Source organism: Lelliottia sp. GFLA7 (genome assembly GCF_056490165.1).
Map to the genome: position 1 here is coordinate 299,492 of NZ_JBWLAQ010000002.1, position 21,682 is coordinate 321,173.

The window sequence follows — 21,682 nt, forward strand, 5'->3', positions numbered from 1 at the left end:
GAGCTTTAGAAGCGATAACCCGCTGAGAACATAAACACCCACGGGTCCAGTCGTGTATGGACACTTTGCTGTTCACCGCCTGCTTTAAAGCGCACGTCGGTGTCGATATCCATGTACCAGACCGACATATTCAGCAGCCAGTCGCGGTTGACTAAATAGTCCAGCCCCACCTGCCCCGCAGCGCCCCAGGAATCTTTCAGACTGAGATCCGACAGTCCATTTTCTTTGCCGTTATCGTTGAATTTTTCGTCAAAGAACGTGGTGTAGTTAACGCCCGCACCAATATAAGGGCGCGCTTTGCTGTTGGCATCACCGAAATACCATTGCGCCATAAGCGTCGGAGGGAGTTGATGAACGGTTGCAATATTACCCGTCGGTCCTGTGCCTACTTTGTGGCGGAAAGGCGTAGCCGCCAGCAACTCAACGCCGATATTTTCCGTCGCCATATAGGTGAACGTTAAACCTAACTGCGTGTTATTGCTGACGTTAAAGCCACCGAGACTTCCCAATACGTTATCTGATCCTTCCGTCGGGCGAACCGTTGCCGAACCCGCGCGAATAAAGAACTCGCCAGCTTCATGCGCATAAGCGCCACCAGAGAGACTGCTTAAGATCAGGGCTGCCACTGCTAATTTTTTCATATCCGCTCCATCGTTGTGGTTTTATTGGCGCGGAGAATATAACTACAAATGAGTAGGAAGTGATCCAACACAGATCACATTCAGCCCAGCAATTTAACATTTGTTGATCCAGATTAATTTTTACCAAAAATAGATAAACTTGATTGCCCCAATCAGGTCAAATTTGCTCAATACGCTTTGCTTTACAAAGATATGCTTTTCCATACAAGTCATGGTGCTGCCACGACAGAGTTATCCAGGGTACAATTGCCCGCTTATTAACACCTGCAATACTCAAGGAGAGTGCATGTCTATCACGGCGAAGTCCGTCTACCGTGACACCGGGAACTTTTTCCGCAATCAGTTCATTACTTTTTTACTGATCGCTTTGCTTTGCGCGTTGATCACCGTCGTGCTTGGCCATGCGTTTTCACCGAGTGATGAGCAAATTGCCAGCCTCAGCCAGGGCGACAATCTCGCTGGCAGCGTAGGGTTATTTGATCTGGTGCAGAACATGACGCCTGAACAGCAGCAGATTTTGCTGCGCGCCTCTGCGGCCTCGACCTTTTCTGGGTTGATCGGCAACGCGATTATGGCGGGGGGAGTATTGCTCATGGTTCAGTTGGTTTCCGCAGGGCAACGCGTGAGTGCACTGCGCGCCATCGGTGCCAGCGCGCCGGTGTTACCGAAACTGTTCATCCTGATCTTTTTGACCACGCTGCTGGTGCAAATGGGGATCATGCTGGTCGTCGTGCCGGGTGTGCTGCTGGCGATTATCCTCTCCTTTGCTCCTGTGATGCTGGTACAGGACAAGATGGGGATTTTTACCGCCATGCGCAGCAGTATAAAACTGGCGTGGTCGAATATGCGTCTGGTTGCTCCTGCAGTCATCGGATGGCTGCTCGCCAAAACGTTATTGCTGCTGTTTGCACCGAATTTTGCAGTGCTCACGCCAAACATTGGCGCGGTGGTTGCCAATACGATCAGTAATCTGATCTCCGCCGTATTGCTGGTTTATTTGTTCCGCCTGTATACGTTGATTCGCCAATAATATCCTGATGGCAGAGTGCGCGCGTGCACTCTGCCCCACGCAGAAAATGGAATCTAAGAATGAAGCAGTTTCTTGATTTTTTACCGCTTGTCGTGTTTTTCGCATTCTATAAGCTGTACGACATTTATGCCGCGACAACGGCCTTAATCGTCGCCACCGCTATCGTATTGATCTACACCTGGATTCGCTATCGCAAAGTCGAAAAAATGGCGTTGATCACTTTTGTTTTAGTTGCCGTGTTTGGTGGCCTGACGGTGTTCTTCCATAACGATGAATTTATCAAATGGAAGGTTACGGTAATTTACGGCCTGTTTGCCGGTGCACTGCTCTTCAGCCAGTGGGTCATGAACAAACCGTTGATTCAACGCATGCTGGGCAAAGAAATCACGCTGCCGCAAGAAGTATGGTCGAGACTGAACATTGCCTGGGCCGTATTCTTCATTCTCTGCGGCCTGGCAAATATCTATATTGCGTTCTGGATGCCGCAAAATATCTGGGTCAACTTTAAGGTGTTTGGTCTGACGGCTCTGACGCTGATTTTTACCCTGCTCAGCGGTGTATACATTTACAAGCACATGCCTCAGGATGAGAAATAGATATCACCAACATATATCTAAATAAAACAATCAGTTAGATAATATAAAAAGATAACGATAAGCACGCTTTCATGTACACTTTATGAGAAGCGTGCTTTAATTTTGTCTGTGCAACCATATTACCGGGCAGTCATTCTTAACCCGGTGAATGGTGAATGTCACCACGCCATGGACAACTACATCATCCAGCGCCTCGCCTTCTACAGCTTCACCATCCTCAGTGATTAATGACTTGCCCATTACCTTTGCAAAGTGATTGCACCCGTCAAAGGTGGCCAGAACGATGACACCAGGAATAACCGGTAGCGCGATATTGATAACCGCCCAGCCGAGGTCCGTTTCGATAACCTTGCAGTTCATATCTATGCTGCACAGATTATCGACCGTAAGCCGATCCTCTTCGTAGTCTTTAGCCGGTGATGGGAATCCCATTAGAATATCCTCCCCATGTTACGGAGCATCCAATATCGGTTATCGCTCTGCTCTGGCGTCTTGTCAGCAAAGTCATTCTGATAAAGCTCAATCCACTCGTTCGCGTCCTTTCTGCTGAAATGCCAGTTCAGGATGCCAAGCTCGCGAACAAAGTCATCTGTGCGAAGACACAGGTATCCTTTCGGGTTGCGCTGAATAGCCGCATTGAACGCGGCTTTGATTTCGTATCTGCTGGGCATGATGACCTCCCGACAATTACTGTATATAAATACAGCATTATGCATTGATGGTTCAGATCAGGTCCGTTACATCGTATGATGTCCGGAAAATGGAGATATATTGATGTCACGAACAATTTTTTTGTCATGAACGTTTGAAAATATGTCTCTTAACTTGATGTTACCCACTTGGTGCATCGAATAAGCAAAGTTATTGAATTGTAGCGCCACTGTCTAAGTGGAATAAAATCAATCAAAATAATCAGGTGCGGGTGTGATTGCTATACAAAAAACATACAGAGGCGATGTGGATGGGCTCCGGGCCATCGCTGTTCTTGGTGTAATTTTATTCCATGCTGGGATTGGATTCTCTGGTGGATTCGTTGGCGTGGATGTGTTCTTCGTGATCAGCGGCTTTTTAATCACCAGAAACATTGCTAATCAACTTAACAAAGGAAGTTTTTCATTCCCCGAGTTCTATGCCAGGAGAGCTCTTCGCCTTCTCCCTGCCCTCTTCTTCACATTTGCTTTGTGCATTATTTTTGGTGGATTGCTGTTCTCACCAACACAGCTCACTGACTTTGCAAACTCTCTGATATTTGCCAGTCTATCTATTTCAAACATATTCTTTTGGCTAAATACGGATTATTTTTCAGCATCTGCACTCACAAAGCCACTTCTTCACACATGGTCATTGTCAGTTGAAGAGCAATTCTATCTTGTATGGCCATTGCTTATGGTCTTCGCTTTTAAGTTCATGCCGTCAAAAGGGTTGAAAGCTCTCATTTTTTCTATCCTTGTGATTGGTCTCGTTGCCTCTCAAGCTTCACTCTCATATATCCCAAGCGCGGCTTACTTCCTCACTCCATTTCGTGCTTTTGAATTTGCATTTGGAGGACTGGTAGCACTATATCCAAACAATGCAAGAATGAAAGACAGCGCAAAGAGTGTAGGTTTTTTGACTGGCCTGGCTCTGATTATTGCACCAATGCTGTCTTATACTGAGTCAGTACCCTTCCCTGGATTTATGGCCGTTCCTCCATGTATAGGTGCGGCTATGGCAATCAAATTTGGCGGTGATTGCCGTCTGGGCGCAATCCTTAACAACAAACCAATGCGATTTATTGGATTAATGAGTTATTCGTTATATTTGATTCATTGGCCTGTTATTGTTTTCTACAGTTATTATGTATCCAGAGAGTTGTCGTGGATGGATAAAACATACGTTTTATTGTTAACTGCTATTTTCTCTTTAATTACTTACTACTTTGTTGAGAGAAAGCTACGCTTCCATGGCGTGTCTCTAAACAAACTCAGGCTCGCTGCCGTCTATGCTTCATTCGCATTTGTGTCTGTGTTGACGATATTGGTTGGTAAAAATATCACAAATAATGAAGGGTGGGTTTGGCGCATTGATTCAAAATACGACACCCTGGCGAAGGATGCGGCTCGATATCAGTATGAGCAATATGGCGGACATGGCTACGGGTTTGGCGTAGTACTGGGTAAAAAAGATAAGCAGTCAGTTGATGCCGTCATGGCTGGTGATAGCTATGCAAACCAGTATGCATATGGTTTTGATAATCTCTTCAAAGAGAGCAACAAGCGTGTTGACACCCTCTTTGTTCATGGCTGCATGATAAGCAGGGATTCCGTCCGCGCCCCAGGAACTGGCTCCAATGATAAATGTGACGGGCAATACCAACGGTTGCTGGATAAGCTCAAGGGAAATAACCTTCCTCTCATTATCAGTCACTCATGGGATACATCCATTAAAGTGCTGAATGATCGATCCTCTGGCAAGCGCCTAGCCTTCAAGAATAATGAAGATTACTATCAGTTTGTTATCTCTCAACTCCATATTTTACGTCAGAGTATAGGGAACAGACAACTTATCGTGATTGGCTCTCTGCCGCGCGTTGGTGATCAGAATGGAGTCGTCTCCTGTATAACACGGCCAGAGATATCTATATCTCACTGCACTGAAAACCTCAAAGTTAAAGAGACTGAAGCCACGTCTTATAAATTCAATGAAGAGCTGAAAAGAGAGGTTTCTTCATGGGAGAATACGACCTATATAGATCCATACCCTCTCTTCTGCCATAACGGCATTTGCGAATCAATCATCAATAATAAAATTTATTATTCTGATGGAGGACATTTGTCTCTTGATGGTTCACTTGCTTTCGCGCCGTTCATTAAAAATATTTTATTTGAGGCTATATCAAAGTAACATTATGTGGATAGCCGAAGAAAGTATTGAGGTTTTCCCAGTGCGCACGCCAGCTTTTGCTGATTTGCGGATACTTGTCGTCCCACTCCTCCGCGAACGCATCCAGCACCATCAGCGCCGCGTCTTCGGTCGGGGCCTGATACACCGTGATAACGGCTTTATAGTCCTTCCACGACACGTATTTCAGGCTGTTGCGCACCATATGGATGATGCACAACTGGATATGGGTCTGCGGGTAGACGCTGTTTATCGCATTCGGGAAGCCTTTCAGGCCGTCCACGCAGGCAATCAGGATATCCTTAAGACCACGGTTTTTCAGCTCCGTCAGCACATTCAGCCAGAACTTTGCGCCTTCATTTTCGGCCAGCCACATACCCAGCAGCTCTTTTTGCCCTTCGGCGTTTATACCCAGCGCGAGGAAGACGGCTTTGTTTATTACACCGCCATTCTGACGAACTTTACGACAATGCAGTCCATATAAACAATGGGATACAGCCCATCCAGTTGCCGGTTTTGCATTCAGTAACCTGCTCTTTTACGGCGTCTGTTACCTTAGAGATAAGCGTGGGTGACACATCGGCGTCATACATTTCTTTGAAAGGTGGCAACGATTTCGCGCGTGGTCATGCCTTTGGCATACAGCGATAAAATCTGGCTGTCCATATGCGTGATCCGCGTCTGGGTTTTCTTGATTAGCTGAGATTAAAAGGTGTTTTCACAGTCACGTGGCGTGTTCAGCTCGATCTCGCCGTCATCACTCAGCAGCGTTTTTGACGAGTAGCCATTGCGGGTGTTTTAGCCTTTTTGGGCGCGTTTTTCTCATGTCCGAGATGGTCGGTCAGTTCAGCATTGAGCGCTGTTTCGAAAGTAAGCTTCGTCAGCATCCGGGAAAACTGGTTGAGATCGGCTTCGGTTTTAAGGCCTTTAGCCAGTTAAGCAGCCAGCGCTTTGAGTTTATTTTCGTCCATAATTGCCTGTCTCCGCTATCGGAGTGAAGATATCAAAAATAGGCAGATACACAATTTAAATTACAGTCTCGTGTACACAAATCACTTAAATTGCATCCATTCAAAATAAAGCATTCTAAAATGCTATAAATGGTAGGTTGAGTCTTCAGGCGGGTTGCTGGCAGATTTGGTAAAACAAAATAAATCACGGTAATCGATGTTGAAGCGTAAAAGCATGCCTCAGGACGATAAGCACTAATCCCTGTATGCCAGACGGTACGCCGTCTGGCCATTTTATTCGTGTCTGCTTTTCGTATTTCCCACCGAGTGCAAATCATAGTAGCATCCCGCCTGTCGTCTTCCGTCACGAGCACAAATAACAATGACAACAACGAATGACGCCCCTCAGGGCGAACTGGTTTTACGCACACTTGCAATGCCCGCCGACACCAATGCGAACGGTGACATCTTTGGCGGTTGGTTAATGTCGCAAATGGATATGGGTGGCGCGATCCTGGCTAAAGAGATCGCGCACGGCCGCGTGGTGACGGTCAGAGTCGATGGGATGACGTTTTTACGTCCGGTCGCGGTGGGCGATGTGGTCTGCTGCTACGCCCGCTGCGTTAAGCGCGGTAACACGTCAGTTTCCATTAATATTGAAGTGTGGGTCAAAAAGGTAGCTTCGGAGCCAATCGGCCAGCGCTACAAGGCGACCGAAGCGCTGTTCATCTATGTTGCAGTGGATAACGACGGGAAACCTCGCCAGCTTCCGCAGGTATAAAAAAAGCCTCCATTCTGGAGGCTTTTTACTATTCCATCTGCGCCCCGCCGTTCAGGCGGAACACGATATTCACGATCAATCCATTTCCCGGTTTCCCGGCTTCATAGCGCCATTTGCGCATCGCCGCTTTCACTTCGCGCTCAAACATATTAGCAGGCTGGGCGGAAAGAATTTCCACGTTATCCACACGGCCATCAGCCGTCACGTCGAATTTCACGCGCAGACGCCCCTCAATACGCAGGGCTTGCGCACGCGCAGGGTACTGCGGCTGATTGCGGCTTAGCGCGCGCGGGCCAGAAGGTGCCGAGACCACCGGTTTTGCCGTTGCCGGCGAATTATTCATCACGGGTTTCGCTGGCGCTGTATTTTGCACCGTCTGCGTCGTACGCGGTTCAACGGGACGCTCTTCTCGTTTTGGACGCTCTTCCACTTTTTTTACCGGTTTTGGCTTCGGTTTAGGCTTGGGCTCCGGCTTATGGATCACCACTGGCGCTTCTTTCGGCGGCTCAGGGATCGGCTCCGGTTCAGGTTCCGGCTCGACAACCGGCTCTGGCGGTGGCGAGACAACCTGCGGCTCTAGCTCAGCAGGCGTCACCATGGTCACCGAAATCGGCTGCGCGGGCGCTGGCATTTCAATAACCTGATGTACCGATGTGTAGAGCAGACCCGCGACGACAGCACCGTGAATCACAACGGAGAGCAGCGTCGGCCAGGGAAAGCGGCGAGGTAAATCCAGGGTCATCGAAGTCATAATCGTTACAGTTAAAAAACCAGACCCCGATTTTAAATGCAAATAGCAATCATATTCAATAAGACACTCCATCTTCTCGCAATTTAAGTGCGCAAGTGGCGTGTGCGGGCCGTTGTTTGTTACAGTTTTAACAAGGTCGTTATCTTTACATTGCAGTCATCGCTGCTTTCACATAACGTAAATGCCACTTTTTATGGTTAAGGAGCTCCGCCGTGCTTTACGTTATTTACGCTGAGGATGTTGCTGATTCTCTTGAAAAACGCCTTTCCGTCCGCCCTGCGCATCTTGCGCGACTGCAACTGTTGCACGACGAAGGAAAACTGCTGACCGCAGGGCCAATGCCTGCCGTTGACAGCAACGATCCCGGCGCGGCTGGTTTTAGTGGCTCTACGGTGATTGCCGAATTCGAATCCCTGGAAGCTGCACAGTTTTGGGCCGAAGCCGACCCATATGTCGCGGCAGGCGTTTACGCAAAAGTCACCGTCCGCCCGTTCAAGAAAGTGTTCTGAGGCCGTGAATAAAAGCGTCTTTGCGCGCTGTTAAAAACACCTCAATTGAAATAAATGAATTTGTTGCATGACAGCCCCGCGCAGACGGGGCTTTGTTTTTTACGGGCCAGTTCAATTAGATGTCACCCGTTCTTTTGCTAAGTGTAAGGCTCGTAATTTCACCCCGGCCCTTCGCTTCCTGCCGCCAGCAGAGGGACCAGAACGTCACTGATGGGCGTAGGAATCCCGTGGGATTTGCCTAAACGCTGGATCACAGCGTTACGGACTTCCCATTCCATCGGGCGGTTAGACTGACGATCGGCCAGAATGGAAGTGCCTAAATCCGCAGGCGCACGACGAAAACCGTCCACAATTTCACGCGCAACATCATCGATCAGGATTGCCTTTTGCGCACGCGCAACCGCCAGACACTCACGCAGGTAAGCCAGTGCCAGTTCAGTGACATCTTCCCGCGAGAACATGCCAGCACGGCGATTGGCAAGTACCATCAAACCCGCTGCCGCATTCTGAAGCAGTTTTCGCCAGGCGATGGACGTGAAATCCTCGGAAAGCTCAACGGCGCAACGCGTATCAATAAGCGCATCAGCAATCCGTTTTGCCTGCGGCGTATCCGGCAGCGTCAGGCGTGGTTTGGCACGCAGCCAGACAGAAGCGTCCGGTTCGCGCTGTGCCGGAAACCAGACGACCGAAGGCACGACTGTGGCACCGTTAACATAAGGCTCCAGCTGGCTTTTCTGCTCTACCCCGTTTTGCAGCGCGCAGACCACCGTGTTTTCATCACACAGTTTGTTCAGCCAGCCTGCGCTGGATGCCGTCTGGGTCGCTTTCACCGCAATGAATACCAGTTCGCACGGCTGAGTGATTTCCGCCGCGTTGCTCAGTACAGGTCCTGGCACGGTAATCTCGCCCTCGTCAAAGCGCAGCACTAATTTCGGATGGGCTGTCCGCCCGCACAGTAAAGGCTTGCGGCCAACCTCATGCAGTAGCGCCGCAATGGTGGTACCGATTGCGCCAGGACCGATGAGGGCAATAGTTGGACTGTCAGACATGTCGCATTCTCCCAAACTAGTTAACCGATAATGAGCGTGCCGGTTGCGATGACGATGCACGCAAGCGTTTTTCTTAACGTTAGCGATTCGCCCAGGAATAAGTAGCCTAATACGGCGGCAAAAAGCACACTGGTTTCACGCAAAGCTGAGACAGTGCCCATCGGGGCGCCCTGCATGGCGTAGATAATGATCCCGTACGCCAGAAGCGAAACAAGGCCCCCAATCGCTGCGCGAGGTAAACCTGGCCGCCAACGCAACAAACTTCTGCTGTCGCGTAAGGCGATATAGAGTGCAGGCATCAGCCCTCCCCATAAGGTGCTCATCCACGCGGTGTATGAGAGCGCATTTCCGGACAATCGCACGCCTATCCCGTCCACCACGCTATACGCCGCGATGAAAGCACCGGTTGCCAGCGCATATTTCAGGTCCGGCATCGCCAGTTTGTAGCCCTTCATGGCGAGCATCAGAATACCGCAGGACACCAGCGTGATTCCGCCAAGCGTGTTCAATTCAATTTTTTCACCGGCGAAGAGTGCCGCCGCGCATGCCACCAGGAGCGGAGAGCAACCGCGCGCAATCGGATAGGATTGCCCAAGATCCCCGCTCTGATAGCTGCGTATCAGACACAGGTTATAGCCCACATGCAGCAACGCCGAAACAAACATGTACTTCCAACTGGCTGTGGATGGCAGTGGCACTAACAGTGCGATTACGGCGCTGGTCACGGCAATCGCCACACACATGATGGTCATCGACCATAACCGGTCAGTCGCCCCGCGTAGCAGGGTATTCCAGCTGGCATGCAGCAGAGCGGCGAACAGCGTCAGGAAAACAATATGGCTTGGCATAGGGTGATGCTAAGCAACCTATGCCTATTTTAAAAGTGAAGTGTCGTCATCCGATCATGAGTTAAAACTCATGCCTCAGGTATAACTGAGCTGCGCCTGATGTGATTCTGCCATAAGCCAGGAGCAGAATTTCATAATGTGCGGCTGGGTTTCGATGCCTCTTGGGCAGACAAAATAATAGGCAGCGGGCGATGGGAAACTCACATTAAACAACCTGACCAGACTGCCCTCCTTGATCTCTTTTTCAACGTGTCCGCTGCGCGCTAACGCAATGCCCTGTCCCAGCAACGCGGCTTCAATCGTCATATTGGTGTCGGCGAAGCGGACGCTTTCATGCAACGCATCCGTCTGTATGCCCGCCAGTTCAAACCAGGAGTCCCATTTCGGAACCAGATCCGCACCGTCGCGCGTCAGAAGCGGATAACGCAGCAGCTCAGCCGGGTCATGGGGTGTTCCAAAACGTTGTAATAATGCCGGACTGGCAACCGGAAATAGCTGCTCGCGAAACATAAATTCCGAGTGCAGCACGGGGTAATTGCCGTGACCAAAGCGGATCGCCACATCGGAATCCGAGTTGGTGAAATGAATGGCCCTGTCGGTGCTTTCAAGCGTAACCAGAATCTCAGGATGCAGCCGCGTTAACTCGGGAAGACGTGGTAGCAGCCACTTCAGCGCAAAGGAATAGGTGGTGCTTACACGTAATCGAACACGACTTTTTTGTTCGCGAAGGTCGGCTAATGAAGTTTCCAGCTTGCTGAAGAACTCACGGACGATAGGCGCGAGCGCGGCGCCAGCAGGCGTCAGTGTGAGAGTTTTACCGCGCTGAAAGAGCTGCAGTCCCCATAATTCTTCAAGATTTTTTAACTGATGGCTGACCGCACTCTGCGTGATGAACAGCTCTGTGGCAGAGGAGGTAAACGTGGGATGGCGGGTAGCGACTTCAAACGCACGTAGCATGGCTGTGGGAGGAATGTCTCGCATCTGTCTTTTCCTGTGAATGAACTCAGACTCATGACACGATATGCCGACTCCCCTTCAAAAGAAAGCGTAAGAGTGGTTGCCATCTACGCGGATATTACGCTGAGATGTTTCACCACAAATAAAAAATGGCTGCCGGTGAATATGGCAGCCATAGAAATTTTAAGACTCGGTTCGATTAACGAATGAAGGTCTTCTTAGCACGGACAGAGTAACGGAAATAAGGTATCCAGATGCAGGCGTAAATTGTGTGGGTAACAATGGGCATGATCTGATTAAAGTCCAGGGCAATCTGTGGGAACAGGTATCGCCCGATTCCCCGGTCAATCAACATGATGACGATACCAGCGACAAGCAACACACTGTACGCCAGCGGAAGCTCTTTCTTTTTGCGCAAAAAGAGTGATGCAACATAGATAATGTAAAGCAAAACAATAAAATTTAACCCCGCACAAATAAACAGATAGGTTGATTGCGGCAGCGAAAGATAACCTAGCGTGTCGATGCTGGCCTTTAATGTAAAGGCCATTGAAGTGAAATAACTATAAGAAATGAGTAACATATTCAGAAATGGCAGGAACAGCAAACCGCCAATTTTGCGGTACCGTTTTTCCTCACATTCAGGACAGTATTCCTGGTCCTGTGGAATGGTCTTATCACACTTGATGCACGTCCATTTGAAAGCGGTATCGGTCATTATTTTTCCTTGTTCGCACGCTGGCTCTTAACGGCACAGCTTGATTCCAGAGTCGATAAAGTAGGTGCGAATAGATATCGGCTAATACAGGCGCAATCTTGAGCACTATTACGCTCGTCGCATCGCAGGCATAAGTTTCCTCAGTGTAGCGATGCCAGTCGTGCAGCAAACCCCACAAACAACAGCCCTATCAACCCATTTCCCAGCTTCGCCAGTTTCTTTTTCGTCTTGAGATAGCGCGTCACAAATGCCCCAGAGAAAATCAAGAAGCTCATGTACATGAAGCTGATCAGTTCTAAGGTCGTTGCGAGGATCAGGAAAGAGGTGCCTGTATTTGTCGCGCTGACATCAATGAACTGCACGAAAAACGAGACGTAAAACAAAATGGCCTTGGGATTGGTCAAACTCAATACCAGCGAACGCTTCAGGATCGTACTGGACGGTTCAGCCCCTCCAGCCTGAGCGCTGTTTTTGCGCATGATGACCGACCAAAGCATTTTGCCACCGAGCCACAGCAGATAAAGTGCGCCAAGATAACGGACAATATTGAATAGCACGGGTGTGGTTTGAATGAGTGCCGCCACGCCGGCCCACGCCAGAAACATCAATACGGCATCGCCGATAAATACGCCCGTAGCGGCCAGATAGCCTTTTTTGACGCCGTGACCTATGCCGGTTTTGAGAACAAATAAGGTATTGGGGCCAGGAACGAGAACAATAAAGAAAGCGCCAACAACGTAGGTCCAAAAATTCAGTACACCAAACTCCGCAAACACAACCTGCTCCTTTTTAAAAATAGCGCGTCACGGGGTGGCGAAGAGAACCGAAGACCGTGAACGCGCTATGCGTGTCATTTTGACGTTCGCCAACCTTTGCTGGCATCAGTACCGTCTGTCCTTAAAGCATCACCCAATGCATAAAAAGAGCGTAAATAAATTGCCCTAGCTGCGTGAGTGACGAGAGCCCTAAATATCCCCTTAATGCATCTACGGCTAAAATGGCTATTAATACCCAAAGGAAAGGATTCATTTTTCTTATTCATAGCGTAAATCGCCGCACATCATACCGCAGCAGGATGAGGATTTAACAAGCGGGAAGCAAAATAGTACGCGCTCAGGCGCTGATGGTCTAAAAAAACATCAGGCACCAAAAAAGGTGCCTTCAGGGAACTCAGAGATCGCGGACAGCGAACACCAGTGCATTACGGTGACGGCTTAGCCCACATTTCCTGATAGCGTGAATACGCATATTGCGGCGGGATTGAGCTTCCAGCCAGCGAGCCTTGCGGCGGCTCGTTTGTCGCAACATACGCCAGCGCCCTACTTCTGTTCTACTGCGCTTCATGGTTAAAACTCTTTCCTTAACAGAAACGCCATTATAAACCCTTGGTCGCGGCAAACCAGCGCTTTTAGCCGTCCTTTTTATTTGCCAGATCAATTCTGATGCGTACACTCATAACAATACGCTTTCAAAAGGATTTTTAAATTATGACAACCTTCTACACCGTGGTGAGTTGGCTGGTCATTCTGGGATACTGGCTGCTGATCGCAGGTGTGACGCTTCGCATCCTGATGAAACGCCGAGCTGTTCCCTCTGCCATGGCCTGGCTACTGATTATCTACATCCTGCCGCTGGTGGGGATTATTGCGTATCTTTCATTTGGTGAATTGCATCTGGGTAAGCGCCGCGCTGAGCGTGCCCGCGCTATGTGGCCGTCGACCGCAAAATGGTTAAACGACCTGAAATCCTGCAAGCACATTTTTGCCGAAGAAAATAGCAGCGTGGCGTCTTCATTGTTCAAACTGTGCGAGCGGCGTCAGGGAATTGCGGGCGTGAAAGGCAACCAGCTGCAGTTGTTGACGACCTCTGAAGACGTTATGCAGGCGCTGATTCGCGATATCCAACTCGCTCGCCATAATATCGAAATGGTTTTCTACATCTGGCAGCCGGGTGGGATGGCGGATCAAGTTGCTGAATCGCTGATGGCGGCGTCACGTCGGGGTATTCATTGCCGGTTGATGCTCGATTCTGCAGGGAGTGTGGCTTTCTTCCGCAGCCCCTGGGCTGGGATGATGCGCAACGCGGGTATTGAAGTCGTCGAAGCGTTAAAGGTGAATTTACTGCGCGTGTTTTTGCGTCGTATGGATTTACGCCAGCACCGCAAAATGATCATGATCGACAACTATATTGCTTATACCGGCAGCATGAATATGGTTGATCCGCGCTTCTTCAAACAAGATTCAGGCGTGGGACAGTGGATCGATTTAATGGCGCGTATGGAAGGCCCCGTCGCTACTGCAATGGGTATTGTGTATTCCTGCGACTGGGAAATTGAAACCGGTAAACGCATTTTGCCGCCACCGCCCGATGCCAATATCATGCCGTTCGAGCAGGAAAGCGGGCATACCATTCACACCATCGCTTCCGGTCCTGGTTTCCCGGAGGATTTGATTCATCAGGCGTTGCTCACTGCGGCCTATTCTGCGCGTGAATATCTGATCATGACCACGCCCTACTTTGTGCCGAGCGATGACCTGCTCCATGCGATTTGTACCGCCGCCCAGCGCGGTGTCGATGTCAGCATTATCATGCCGCGAAAAAACGACTCGGTACTGGTGGGATGGGCCAGCCGCGCATTCTTTACTGAGCTTCTGGCCGCAGGGGTGAAAATCTATCAGTTTGAGGGTGGACTGCTGCACACTAAAAGCGTGCTGGTGGATGGAGAACTCAGTCTGGTCGGGACCGTGAATCTGGATATGCGGAGTCTATGGCTGAACTTTGAGATTACGCTGGTGATTGACGATGCGGGCTTTGGTGGCGATTTGGCGGCCGTTCAGGATGATTACATCTCCCGCTCGCGCTTGCTGGACGCCAGTTTGTGGGTCAAGCGGCCTTTGTGGCAGCGGATCACCGAACGACTGTTTTACTTCTTTAGCCCGTTGCTGTAAAACGTGCCCAACGATGTTTTAACAGGTAGTCATCATGGAAATGGATCTGAATAATCGTCTTACTGAAGACGAAACGCTTGAGCAGGCCTACGATATTTTCCTCGAACTGGCGATGGATAATCTCGATCCCGCGGACGTTATCCTCTTTAATTTGCAGTTTGAAGAGCGCGGCGGCGCCGAGTTATTCGACCCGTCCGAAGACTGGAGTGAACATGTCGATTTCGACCTCAACCCGGACTTTTTTGCCGAGGTAGTGATTGGTCTTGCGGAGACCGACGGCGGCGAAATCAATGATATTTTTGCCCGCGTCCTGCTGTGCCGGGAAAAAGATCACAAACTGTGCCATATCCTCTGGCGTGAATAACAAAAGGCTGCGAATGCAGCCTTTTTTATTTAATCCGCTAATTTTGTCCCGCAGTGATTACAAAATCTCGCACTGTGCTCATGGTTCGCCTGTTGACACTGAGGGCATTTGCGCTGCTGTTGCCGATTCTGAAATGCGGCGCTCATGTGCGTAGTGATAAGACCGGTAGGAATGGCTATCACGGAATAACCAATCAAAATGAGCACTGACGCCACAATTCTCCCAAGCGGCGTATGCGGTGTAATATCGCCATACCCTACCGTCGTCACCGTGACGATCGCCCAATAAACGGATGCATTCAGCGTGGTGAATCCATATTTGGGTCCTTCTATCAGATACATCAGCGCGCCAAATACAATCATCACAATGGCAATAAACGAATAGAACAGAATTAACTGATGCCGGGCGCTAAATATCGCCTTCCAGAACACACGCAATGACGGCATTAGACGCAGCAACTTCAGGACGCGCAGCACGCGTATGGCGCGCATTGCCCGCCAGGCAAAAACATAATCGACGCTAATTTCAGGCCACAGCCACATCACGTAGAGCGGCAAAATGGTCGCCAGATCGATAATGCCCCAAAAGCTAAAGACATATTTCGCCGGATTGGGCCAGCTGAAAACCCGTAGCAAATACTCAAGGGTAAAAACCAGCGTAACGAAAAGTTCCAGCCAGACAAAGAGATGCCACTCATCCATCGTCAGGTGATATTGCGTGCCCAGACCTGACTCAATAAATATGATGAGAACGCTGAGTAGCGCAAACAGTCCGCACAATCCTTCGAAATGACGACCTGAGCGGGTATTTTGATCGAATAGCAGGCGGAACATCCGACGACGAACTGAAGAAACGGATAGCGACACGATAACCTCGCAAAAATTAAGGGCTGACATCATGTCAGCCCTTGCGATTATAACGGGTCTACTTTCAGGCAGGAAACCGCGTGGCGGAAACTTCCTTCAAGTACTGGCCGGGTTTGTGCACATTCCGGTCCAGCCAGCGGGCAGCGCGTACGGAATACACAGCCTGACGGCGGATTTATCGGTGAGGGCAACTCGCCTTCCAGCAGCTGAATTTTTTTATTTTTTTCCAGATCAGGATCGGGAACCGGCACTGCGGACATCAACGCTTTGGTGTAAGGGTGCAGCGGATTGTGGTAAACCTCATCGTAGGTCCCCAGCTCTACCGCATGGCCCAGATACATCACCAGAACACGATCTGAAATGTGTTTAACCACCGCCAGGTCGTGCGCGATGAAGATCAACGACAGCCCCATTTCGCGCTGTAATTTTTGCAGCAGGTTAACCACCTGCGCCTGAATAGAAACATCCAGCGCGGAAACCGGCTCGTCGCAAATAATCAGCTTAGGTTCCAGAATCAACGCACGCGCAATACCAATACGCTGACACTGACCACCGGAAAACTCGTGCGGGTAGCGGTTGATGAGGTTAGGCAACAGCCCTACTTTCATCATCATCGCTTTCACACGGTCACGTGCTTCCTGGCGGGACATCTTGGGATGATAAGTACGCAGGGGTTCCGCGATAATCTCCCCAATCGTCATACGCGGGTTAAGGGATGCCAGCGGATCCTGGAAAATCATCTGGATGTCGCTACGCACTTCGCGCCACTCGTCCGGCTTCATGCCCAGCAGATCCTTGCCCAGCCACGCCACTTTACCTTCAGTGGCTTTAACAAGGCCGATGATGGCGCGAGCAAACGTCGACTTACCGCACCCCGATTCCCCAACGACACCCAAGGTTTCGCCTTCGTAAAGGCGCAGCGTGACACCGTCTACCGCTTTGAGGGTTTTGGATGGTTGCCAGAACCACTGCTTACCGTCCTTGATGTCAAAATGAACTTTCAGGTCGGCAATTTCGAGCAGCACATTTCTTTTTTCATCTATCGCGTTCATACCAGCTCCTCGTACGGCTTAAAGCAGGCGCGCAGACGGCCTGGCGCAAACTCTTCCAGCGGCGGAGCGCTGTTACAGATTTCCATCGCATGCGGACAGCGTGGCTGGAACGGACAGCCTTTCGGCAGACGCAGCAGGTTTGGTGGGTTGCCTGGAATCGTCAGCAGAGATTCACCTTCCGCATCGAGACGCGGAACCGCATTCAACAGACCAATAGAATACGGGTGCGCGGGATGATAGAAAACATCGCGCGCCTTACCGTATTCCATGGTACGGCCGGCATACATCACCAGCACCTTGTCGCAGATACCCGCGACCACACCCAGGTCATGGGTGATCATGATAATCGCCGTGTTGAACTCGTCTTTGAGTTCATTCAGCAACGTCATGATCTGCGCCTGCACGGTGACGTCAAGCGCGGTGGTCGGCTCATCGGCAATCAGCAATTTAGGACGACAGAGCAACGCCATCGCGATCATCACACGTTGACGCATACCGCCTGAAAATTCATGCGGATACATGCGCATACGCTTACGCGCTTCCGGCATTTTCACTGCATCTAACATTTTTACCGACTCTTCAAACGCTTCGGCTTTGTTCATGCCTTTGTGCAGCATGAGGACTTCCATCAGTTGCTCACCCACGCGCATGTACGGGTTCAGCGAGGTCATCGGGTCCTGGAAAATCATCGAAATCTGCTCGGCACGTAGCTTGTTCAGCTCATGCTCCGGCAGGTTCAGAATGTTTTTACCGTTAAAGGTCGCGGTCCCGCCGATACGGCCGTTTTGTGCCAGAAGGCCCATCAGCGCAAAGGCAGTTTGCGATTTACCGGAGCCAGACTCACCCACGATACCCAGCGTCTCGCCAGCACGCAGATCAAAGTTCAGATCGTTTACGGCCGTTACATCGCCATCGGGCGTTTGAAAGGTGACGCGTAAATCTTTGACGTCCAGCAGGACATTTTGCTGACGTTGCGCTTGTGGCGCGGTTGCCGTTTCAATAATAGTCATGGCGGCACTCCTTAACGGTCTTTCGGGTCGAGGGCATCACGTAAGCCATCGCCGATAAAGTTGAAACAAAACAGGGTAACCACCAGGAAACCAGCCGGGAACAGCAGCAGCCAAGGAGAAACTTCCATTGAGTTCGCGCCATCACTCAGCAGTGCACCCCAACTACTCAGCGGCTCTTGTGTACCCAACCCGAGGAAGCTCAGGAAAGATTCAAACAGAATCATGCTTGGTACCAGCAAAGAGGCGTAAACCACGACGACACCCAGCACGTTCGGAACGATGTGGCGTACCACGATCCCACCGACGGAAACACCGCCAACCTGCGCCGCTTCAATAAATTCTTTGCGCTTCAGGCTCAACGTCTGGCCACGCACAATACGCGCCATGTCCAGCCAGGACACCATCCCGATTGCCACGAAGATCAGCAGGATGTTTTGTCCGAAGAAAGTGACCAGCAAAATAACAAAGAACATGAACGGGAAGGAGTTCAGGATCTCCAGCAAACGCATCATCACGGAGTCGACTTTGCCGCCCAGATAGCCGGAAAGAGAGCCGTAAAGCGTGCCGACAATAACCGCCACCAGCGCGGCGGCGATACCGACCATCAAGGAGATACGTCCACCGATCGCCACACGCACCAGCAGATCGCGTCCGGATGAGTCGGTACCGAAATAGTGTCCAGACGTCATATCAGGCGCACTGGACATCATGCCCCAGTCGGTATCGAAGTAAGTAAACTGCGACAATACGGGGGCGAACGTAACAAATAATGCGATAAAGATCAGGACCACCAGGCTGGCGACCGCTGCACGGTTGTGCATAAAGCGACGGCGGGCGTCCTGCCATAGGCTGCGCCCTTCGACTTCGAGTTTCTCACTGAAGTTTTCCAGCGCCTCGCTGTTTTTATTACTCAACATCATGGCGTACTCCAGTGCTAGTAGCGAATTTTCGGGTCGATAACGGCATACAGCACATCGACAACGGCGTTAAAGAGGATCGTCAGCGCGCCGACGAGAATCGTCAGGCTCAGTACTAACGAATAGTCACGGTTCAACGCGCCATTCACGAACAGCTGGCCGATACCCGGCAGGCCATAGATAGTCTCGATAACCATAGAGCCGGTGATAATCCCGACAAACGCAGGCCCCATGTACGAGAGTACAGGCAGCAGCGCAGGTTTTAACGCGTGGCGAAGCACAATGCGATGCATCGGCAAGCCTTTAGCGCGCGCGGTACGAATGAAGTTTGAGTGCAACACTTCAATCATCGAACCACGGGTGATACGCGCGATACTGGCAATGTATGCCAGCGATAATGCCACCATCGGCAAAATCATGTACTTCGGTGCCCCGCCGTTCCAGCCGCCTCCGGGCAGCCATTTCAGCGTTATGGCAAACACCATCACCAGCAACGGCGCAACAACGAAACTGGGTATAACGACCCCGGTCATTGCTATCCCCATCACTGAATAATCCCATTTGGTATTTTGTTTGAGCGCAGCGATAACCCCTGCGCTGACGCCAAGAACAACGGCGAGAATAAAGGCCGCAGCGCCTAATTTAGCCGAAACGGGGAAGCTTGCAGCCACCAGGTCGTTTACGGAATAGTCTTTGTATTTGAATGACGGTCCAAAATCACCCTGCGCCAGCTGCTTCAAATAATTGAAGTACTGGGTAGAGATGGGATCGTTTAAATGGTATTTGGCTTCGATGTTCGCCATCACTTCTGGCGGCAGCGCGCGCTCACTGGTAAACGGACTACCCGGGGCGAGTCGCATCATGAAGAACGAAATAGTAATAAGAATAAAGAGCGTCGGTATCGCTTCAAGACAGCGACGTAAGATAAATTTCAACATTGCCCGTACCTTCTGGCGTGTGCCTTTTACACATGCTCACTCAATTCGAAATGAATGATGCCGTGTAGTTAGTGCGATGAGTTAAGACACAGTGGGGCAAATTGCTTTGCCCCACGGATTGCCATTAATGCTTAATGATGTACAGATCTTTGGTGTAGATGTTGTCCATCGGGTCTTTGCCGGTATAACCGCCAACCCAAGGTTTCACCAGACGCGCGTTCACATAGTAGTAAACCGGTACAATCGCAGAGTCTTTACCCAACTGCTGCTCCGCTTTGTCGTACTGAGCGGAACGCTGTGCTTCGTCGGTGGCTTTCAGAGACTCTTTCATGATCGCGTCAAACGCCGGGCTCTTATAGTGCGCGGTGTTCATCGAGCTGTCAGAAAGCATCGTGTTCAGGAAGGATGTTGGTTCGTTGTAATCCGCACACCAGCCTGCACGTGCCACGTCATAGTTGCCCTGATGACGGGTATCCAGGAAGGTTTTCCACTCCTGGTTAACCAGCTTCACGTCAACACCCAGGTTTTTCTTCCAGATGGATGACGCAGCGATCGCCAGTTTTTTGTGCAGATCTGACGTGTTATACAACAGGTCAAATTTCAGTGGTTTGTCAGCGGTGTAGCCCGCTTCAGCCAGCAGTTTTTTAGCTTCTTCGTTACGTTTTTCCTGAGTCCAGGTGAACCACTCAGGTTTGGTAAGTTTCGCGCCGTCAGCATATGGGGGGGTATAACCGAAAGCAGGCAGATCGCCCTGCGCTTTCACTTTGTTCACGATGATATCGCGATCAAGACCCAGCTTCAGCGCGGTACGAACGCGCGCGTCGTTGAACGGTGCTTTCTGGTTGTTGATTTCATAGTAATAAGTACACAGATACGGATCGACGTGAACTTCTGTCGGGATCTCTTTCTTCAGTTTCTGGAAGAGTTCAATCGGCAGGTTGTTATAGGTCATGTCGATTTCACCGCTGCGGTAGCGGTTAACGTCAGTGACTTCTGAAGAAATAGGCAGATAAGTGATCTGATCCACGATGGTTTTGGCGTTATCCCAGTAGTTGGTATTACGCTCCATCACGATGCGTTCGTTAACAACCCAGTCTTTCAGCTTATACGCACCGTTGGTCACGATGTTCGCAGGCTGAGTCCATTTTTCGCCAAATTTTTCGATGGCGGCTTTATTGACCGGGGACATTGCCGGGTTAACCAGCAATTTGTAGAAATACGGAACCGGTTCGCTCAGCGTGACTTCCAGAGTGTGGTCGTCAACTGCTTTCACGCCAAGTTCAGACGGTTTCTTTTTGCCGTCGATGATTTCATCAACGTTCAGGATGTGACCATATTGCGGATAGCTCGCATACGGGGACGCAGTATTAGGATCAACCAGACGCTGCCAGCTATACACGAAATCTTGTGCGGTGACAGGTTCACCGTTGGACCATTTTGCGTCTTTACGCAGGTGGAATGTCCAGACTTTAAAGTCTTTGTTATCCCAGCTTTCAGCCACACCTGGGATTGGGTGACCGTCTTTCGTTGAGGTAATCAGCAGGCCTTCAAACAGGTCGCGGCTGATGTTAGCTTCCGGAACGCCTTCGATTTTGTTCGGGTCAAGAGACTGTGGCTCTGCACCGTTGTTACGAATCATGGTTTGCTTTTCTGCCAGTGTAATTCCGGCAGGCACTTCGGCAGCCATTGCCATATTACCCGCGATTAGCGCAGTGAAAATTCCCGCGGCAATCAGATTTTTTTTTGTGATGATGGACATTGTGTTGATACTCCACTCATTATAATTACTGGTTTTATAACCAGCCTGTTTAATTCCCCTGAGGGGCCCTGAACAACGCAGGAGTTCAGCTGCTGTCAGGTCGTTTACTTCTTGCTAT

General features: G+C 50.2%; 24 protein-coding genes and 2 pseudogenes. 8 read left to right on the forward strand and 18 right to left on the reverse strand.

From position 1 onward, the window contains the following. Window positions 1-5 precede the first annotated feature (5 nt). Window positions 6-641, reverse strand: a complete 636-nt coding sequence (gene ompW / locus AC07RN_RS06905; RefSeq protein WP_059179159.1) for an outer membrane protein OmpW — start codon at window positions 639-641, stop codon at window positions 6-8. A 165-nt stretch (window positions 642-806) separates the two neighbouring features. Here ompW and AC07RN_RS06910 point away from each other — a divergent pair. From AC07RN_RS06910 to AC07RN_RS06920, 3 genes and pseudogenes are all read left to right on the forward strand, one after another. Then, window positions 807-902, forward strand: a pseudogene (locus AC07RN_RS06910) (YkgJ family cysteine cluster protein); the annotation flags it as partial. A 25-nt stretch (window positions 903-927) separates the two neighbouring features. Continuing rightward, the gene (locus tag AC07RN_RS06915; RefSeq protein ID WP_012017667.1) at window positions 928-1,671 is read left to right on the forward strand and encodes a YciC family protein; all 744 of its coding nucleotides are present in this window, start codon (window positions 928-930) and stop codon (window positions 1,669-1,671) included. 59 nt (window positions 1,672-1,730) lie between these two features. After that, entirely contained in the window at window positions 1,731-2,267 is a 537-nt protein-coding gene (locus AC07RN_RS06920) for a septation protein A (protein ID WP_478335961.1), read from the forward strand. A 96-nt stretch (window positions 2,268-2,363) separates the two neighbouring features. Here the strand turns inward: AC07RN_RS06920 and AC07RN_RS06925 are convergent, their stop codons facing one another. Then, window positions 2,364-2,699 carry a hypothetical protein gene (locus tag AC07RN_RS06925; RefSeq protein ID WP_478335962.1) on the reverse strand — a complete coding sequence of 112 codons (336 nt, stop codon included), beginning with the start codon at window positions 2,697-2,699 and terminating at the stop codon, window positions 2,364-2,366. Next, complete coding sequence (locus AC07RN_RS06930) at window positions 2,699-2,938, reverse strand: hypothetical protein (protein ID WP_478335963.1); 240 nt, start codon at window positions 2,936-2,938, stop codon at window positions 2,699-2,701. Before AC07RN_RS06930 ends, AC07RN_RS06925 begins: the two co-directional genes overlap by 1 nt. A 286-nt stretch (window positions 2,939-3,224) precedes the next feature. On the opposite strand from AC07RN_RS06930, the gene AC07RN_RS06935 reads away from it, so the two are divergent. Beyond that, on the forward strand, window positions 3,225-5,150 hold the full coding sequence (locus tag AC07RN_RS06935) for an acyltransferase family protein (RefSeq protein ID WP_478336279.1): 1,926 nt from the start codon (window positions 3,225-3,227) through the stop codon (window positions 5,148-5,150). Here AC07RN_RS06935 and AC07RN_RS06940 read toward each other — a convergent pair. Continuing rightward, window positions 5,149-6,082: pseudogene (locus AC07RN_RS06940) on the reverse strand (IS256 family transposase); the annotation flags it as partial. The gene AC07RN_RS06935 and the pseudogene AC07RN_RS06940 sit on opposite strands and share 2 nt — an antisense overlap. Window positions 6,083-6,479: 397 nt before the next feature. Here AC07RN_RS06940 and yciA point away from each other — a divergent pair. Further along, window positions 6,480-6,878, forward strand: a complete 399-nt coding sequence (gene yciA, locus AC07RN_RS06945; protein ID WP_012017669.1) for an acyl-CoA thioester hydrolase YciA — start codon at window positions 6,480-6,482, stop codon at window positions 6,876-6,878. A gap of 28 nt (window positions 6,879-6,906) precedes the next feature. Here yciA and tonB read toward each other — a convergent pair whose 3' ends face one another. After that, complete coding sequence (tonB, locus tag AC07RN_RS06950; RefSeq protein WP_041689437.1) at window positions 6,907-7,620, reverse strand: TonB system transport protein TonB; 714 nt, start codon at window positions 7,618-7,620, stop codon at window positions 6,907-6,909. 221 nt (window positions 7,621-7,841) lie between these two features. Between tonB and AC07RN_RS06955 the strand changes: the two genes are divergently transcribed. After that, the gene (locus AC07RN_RS06955; RefSeq protein WP_059179163.1) at window positions 7,842-8,138 is read left to right on the forward strand and encodes a YciI family protein; all 297 of its coding nucleotides are present in this window, start codon (window positions 7,842-7,844) and stop codon (window positions 8,136-8,138) included. 158 nt (window positions 8,139-8,296) lie between these two features. Here AC07RN_RS06955 and AC07RN_RS06960 read toward each other — a convergent pair whose 3' ends face one another. The 7 genes from AC07RN_RS06960 to AC07RN_RS06990 all read right to left on the reverse strand — a co-directional run bounded on the left by AC07RN_RS06960 (window position 8,297) and on the right by AC07RN_RS06990 (window position 13,054). Then, a complete protein-coding gene (locus AC07RN_RS06960; RefSeq protein WP_478335964.1) occupies window positions 8,297-9,187 on the reverse strand; it encodes an oxidoreductase in 891 nt (296 codons plus the stop codon). Window positions 9,188-9,207: 20 nt separating this feature from the next. Next, the gene (locus AC07RN_RS06965) at window positions 9,208-10,035 is read right to left on the reverse strand and encodes a DMT family transporter (protein WP_478335965.1); all 828 of its coding nucleotides are present in this window, start codon (window positions 10,033-10,035) and stop codon (window positions 9,208-9,210) included. 75 nt (window positions 10,036-10,110) lie between these two features. Beyond that, window positions 10,111-11,016, reverse strand: coding sequence for a transcriptional regulator GcvA (gene gcvA / locus AC07RN_RS06970; protein ID WP_478335966.1), 906 nt, complete (start codon window positions 11,014-11,016; stop codon window positions 10,111-10,113). A gap of 175 nt (window positions 11,017-11,191) precedes the next feature. Beyond that, complete coding sequence (locus tag AC07RN_RS06975; protein ID WP_012017675.1) at window positions 11,192-11,710, reverse strand: DUF2569 domain-containing protein; 519 nt, start codon at window positions 11,708-11,710, stop codon at window positions 11,192-11,194. Between the two features lie 140 nt (window positions 11,711-11,850). Next, window positions 11,851-12,486: a leucine efflux protein LeuE gene (leuE, locus tag AC07RN_RS06980; RefSeq protein WP_235133419.1), complete on the reverse strand. Its 636-nt coding sequence runs from the start codon at window positions 12,484-12,486 to the stop codon at window positions 11,851-11,853. A 121-nt stretch (window positions 12,487-12,607) separates the two neighbouring features. Beyond that, window positions 12,608-12,739 (reverse strand): KPN_01571 family protein, encoded by a 132-nt coding sequence (locus AC07RN_RS06985; RefSeq protein WP_478335967.1) that lies wholly within the window; start codon window positions 12,737-12,739, stop codon window positions 12,608-12,610. 141 nt (window positions 12,740-12,880) lie between these two features. After that, window positions 12,881-13,054: a YciY family protein gene (locus tag AC07RN_RS06990; RefSeq protein WP_012017677.1), complete on the reverse strand. Its 174-nt coding sequence runs from the start codon at window positions 13,052-13,054 to the stop codon at window positions 12,881-12,883. A 143-nt stretch (window positions 13,055-13,197) separates the two neighbouring features. Between AC07RN_RS06990 and cls the strand changes: the two genes are divergently transcribed. Together cls and AC07RN_RS07000 are read left to right on the forward strand one after the other, a co-directional pair. Continuing rightward, the gene (gene cls / locus AC07RN_RS06995) at window positions 13,198-14,658 is read left to right on the forward strand and encodes a cardiolipin synthase (RefSeq protein ID WP_012017678.1); all 1,461 of its coding nucleotides are present in this window, start codon (window positions 13,198-13,200) and stop codon (window positions 14,656-14,658) included. Between the two features lie 34 nt (window positions 14,659-14,692). Further along, window positions 14,693-15,022, forward strand: coding sequence for an HI1450 family dsDNA-mimic protein (locus AC07RN_RS07000; protein WP_012017679.1), 330 nt, complete (start codon window positions 14,693-14,695; stop codon window positions 15,020-15,022). Between the two features lie 29 nt (window positions 15,023-15,051). Here the strand turns inward: AC07RN_RS07000 and AC07RN_RS07005 are convergent, their stop codons facing one another. The 6 genes from AC07RN_RS07005 to oppA form a co-directional block, all read right to left on the reverse strand. After that, a complete protein-coding gene (locus AC07RN_RS07005) occupies window positions 15,052-15,888 on the reverse strand; it encodes an ion transporter (RefSeq protein ID WP_041689674.1) in 837 nt (278 codons plus the stop codon). 47 nt (window positions 15,889-15,935) lie between these two features. Continuing rightward, the gene (gene oppF, locus AC07RN_RS07010) at window positions 15,936-16,940 is read right to left on the reverse strand and encodes a murein tripeptide/oligopeptide ABC transporter ATP-binding protein OppF (RefSeq protein ID WP_133630128.1); all 1,005 of its coding nucleotides are present in this window, start codon (window positions 16,938-16,940) and stop codon (window positions 15,936-15,938) included. Then, window positions 16,937-17,950, reverse strand: a complete 1,014-nt coding sequence (oppD, locus tag AC07RN_RS07015; protein WP_012017682.1) for an ABC transporter ATP-binding protein — start codon at window positions 17,948-17,950, stop codon at window positions 16,937-16,939. The genes oppF and oppD overlap by 4 nt, the downstream gene beginning before the upstream one ends. An 11-nt stretch (window positions 17,951-17,961) precedes the next feature. Continuing rightward, a complete protein-coding gene (oppC, locus tag AC07RN_RS07020; RefSeq protein WP_133630126.1) occupies window positions 17,962-18,870 on the reverse strand; it encodes an oligopeptide ABC transporter permease OppC in 909 nt (302 codons plus the stop codon). A 14-nt stretch (window positions 18,871-18,884) separates the two neighbouring features. Next, complete coding sequence (gene oppB, locus AC07RN_RS07025) at window positions 18,885-19,805, reverse strand: oligopeptide ABC transporter permease OppB (RefSeq protein ID WP_012017684.1); 921 nt, start codon at window positions 19,803-19,805, stop codon at window positions 18,885-18,887. A 124-nt stretch (window positions 19,806-19,929) separates the two neighbouring features. Next, window positions 19,930-21,564, reverse strand: coding sequence for an oligopeptide ABC transporter substrate-binding protein OppA (gene oppA / locus AC07RN_RS07030; protein WP_449554539.1), 1,635 nt, complete (start codon window positions 21,562-21,564; stop codon window positions 19,930-19,932). Between the last annotated feature and the right edge of the window lie 118 nt (window positions 21,565-21,682).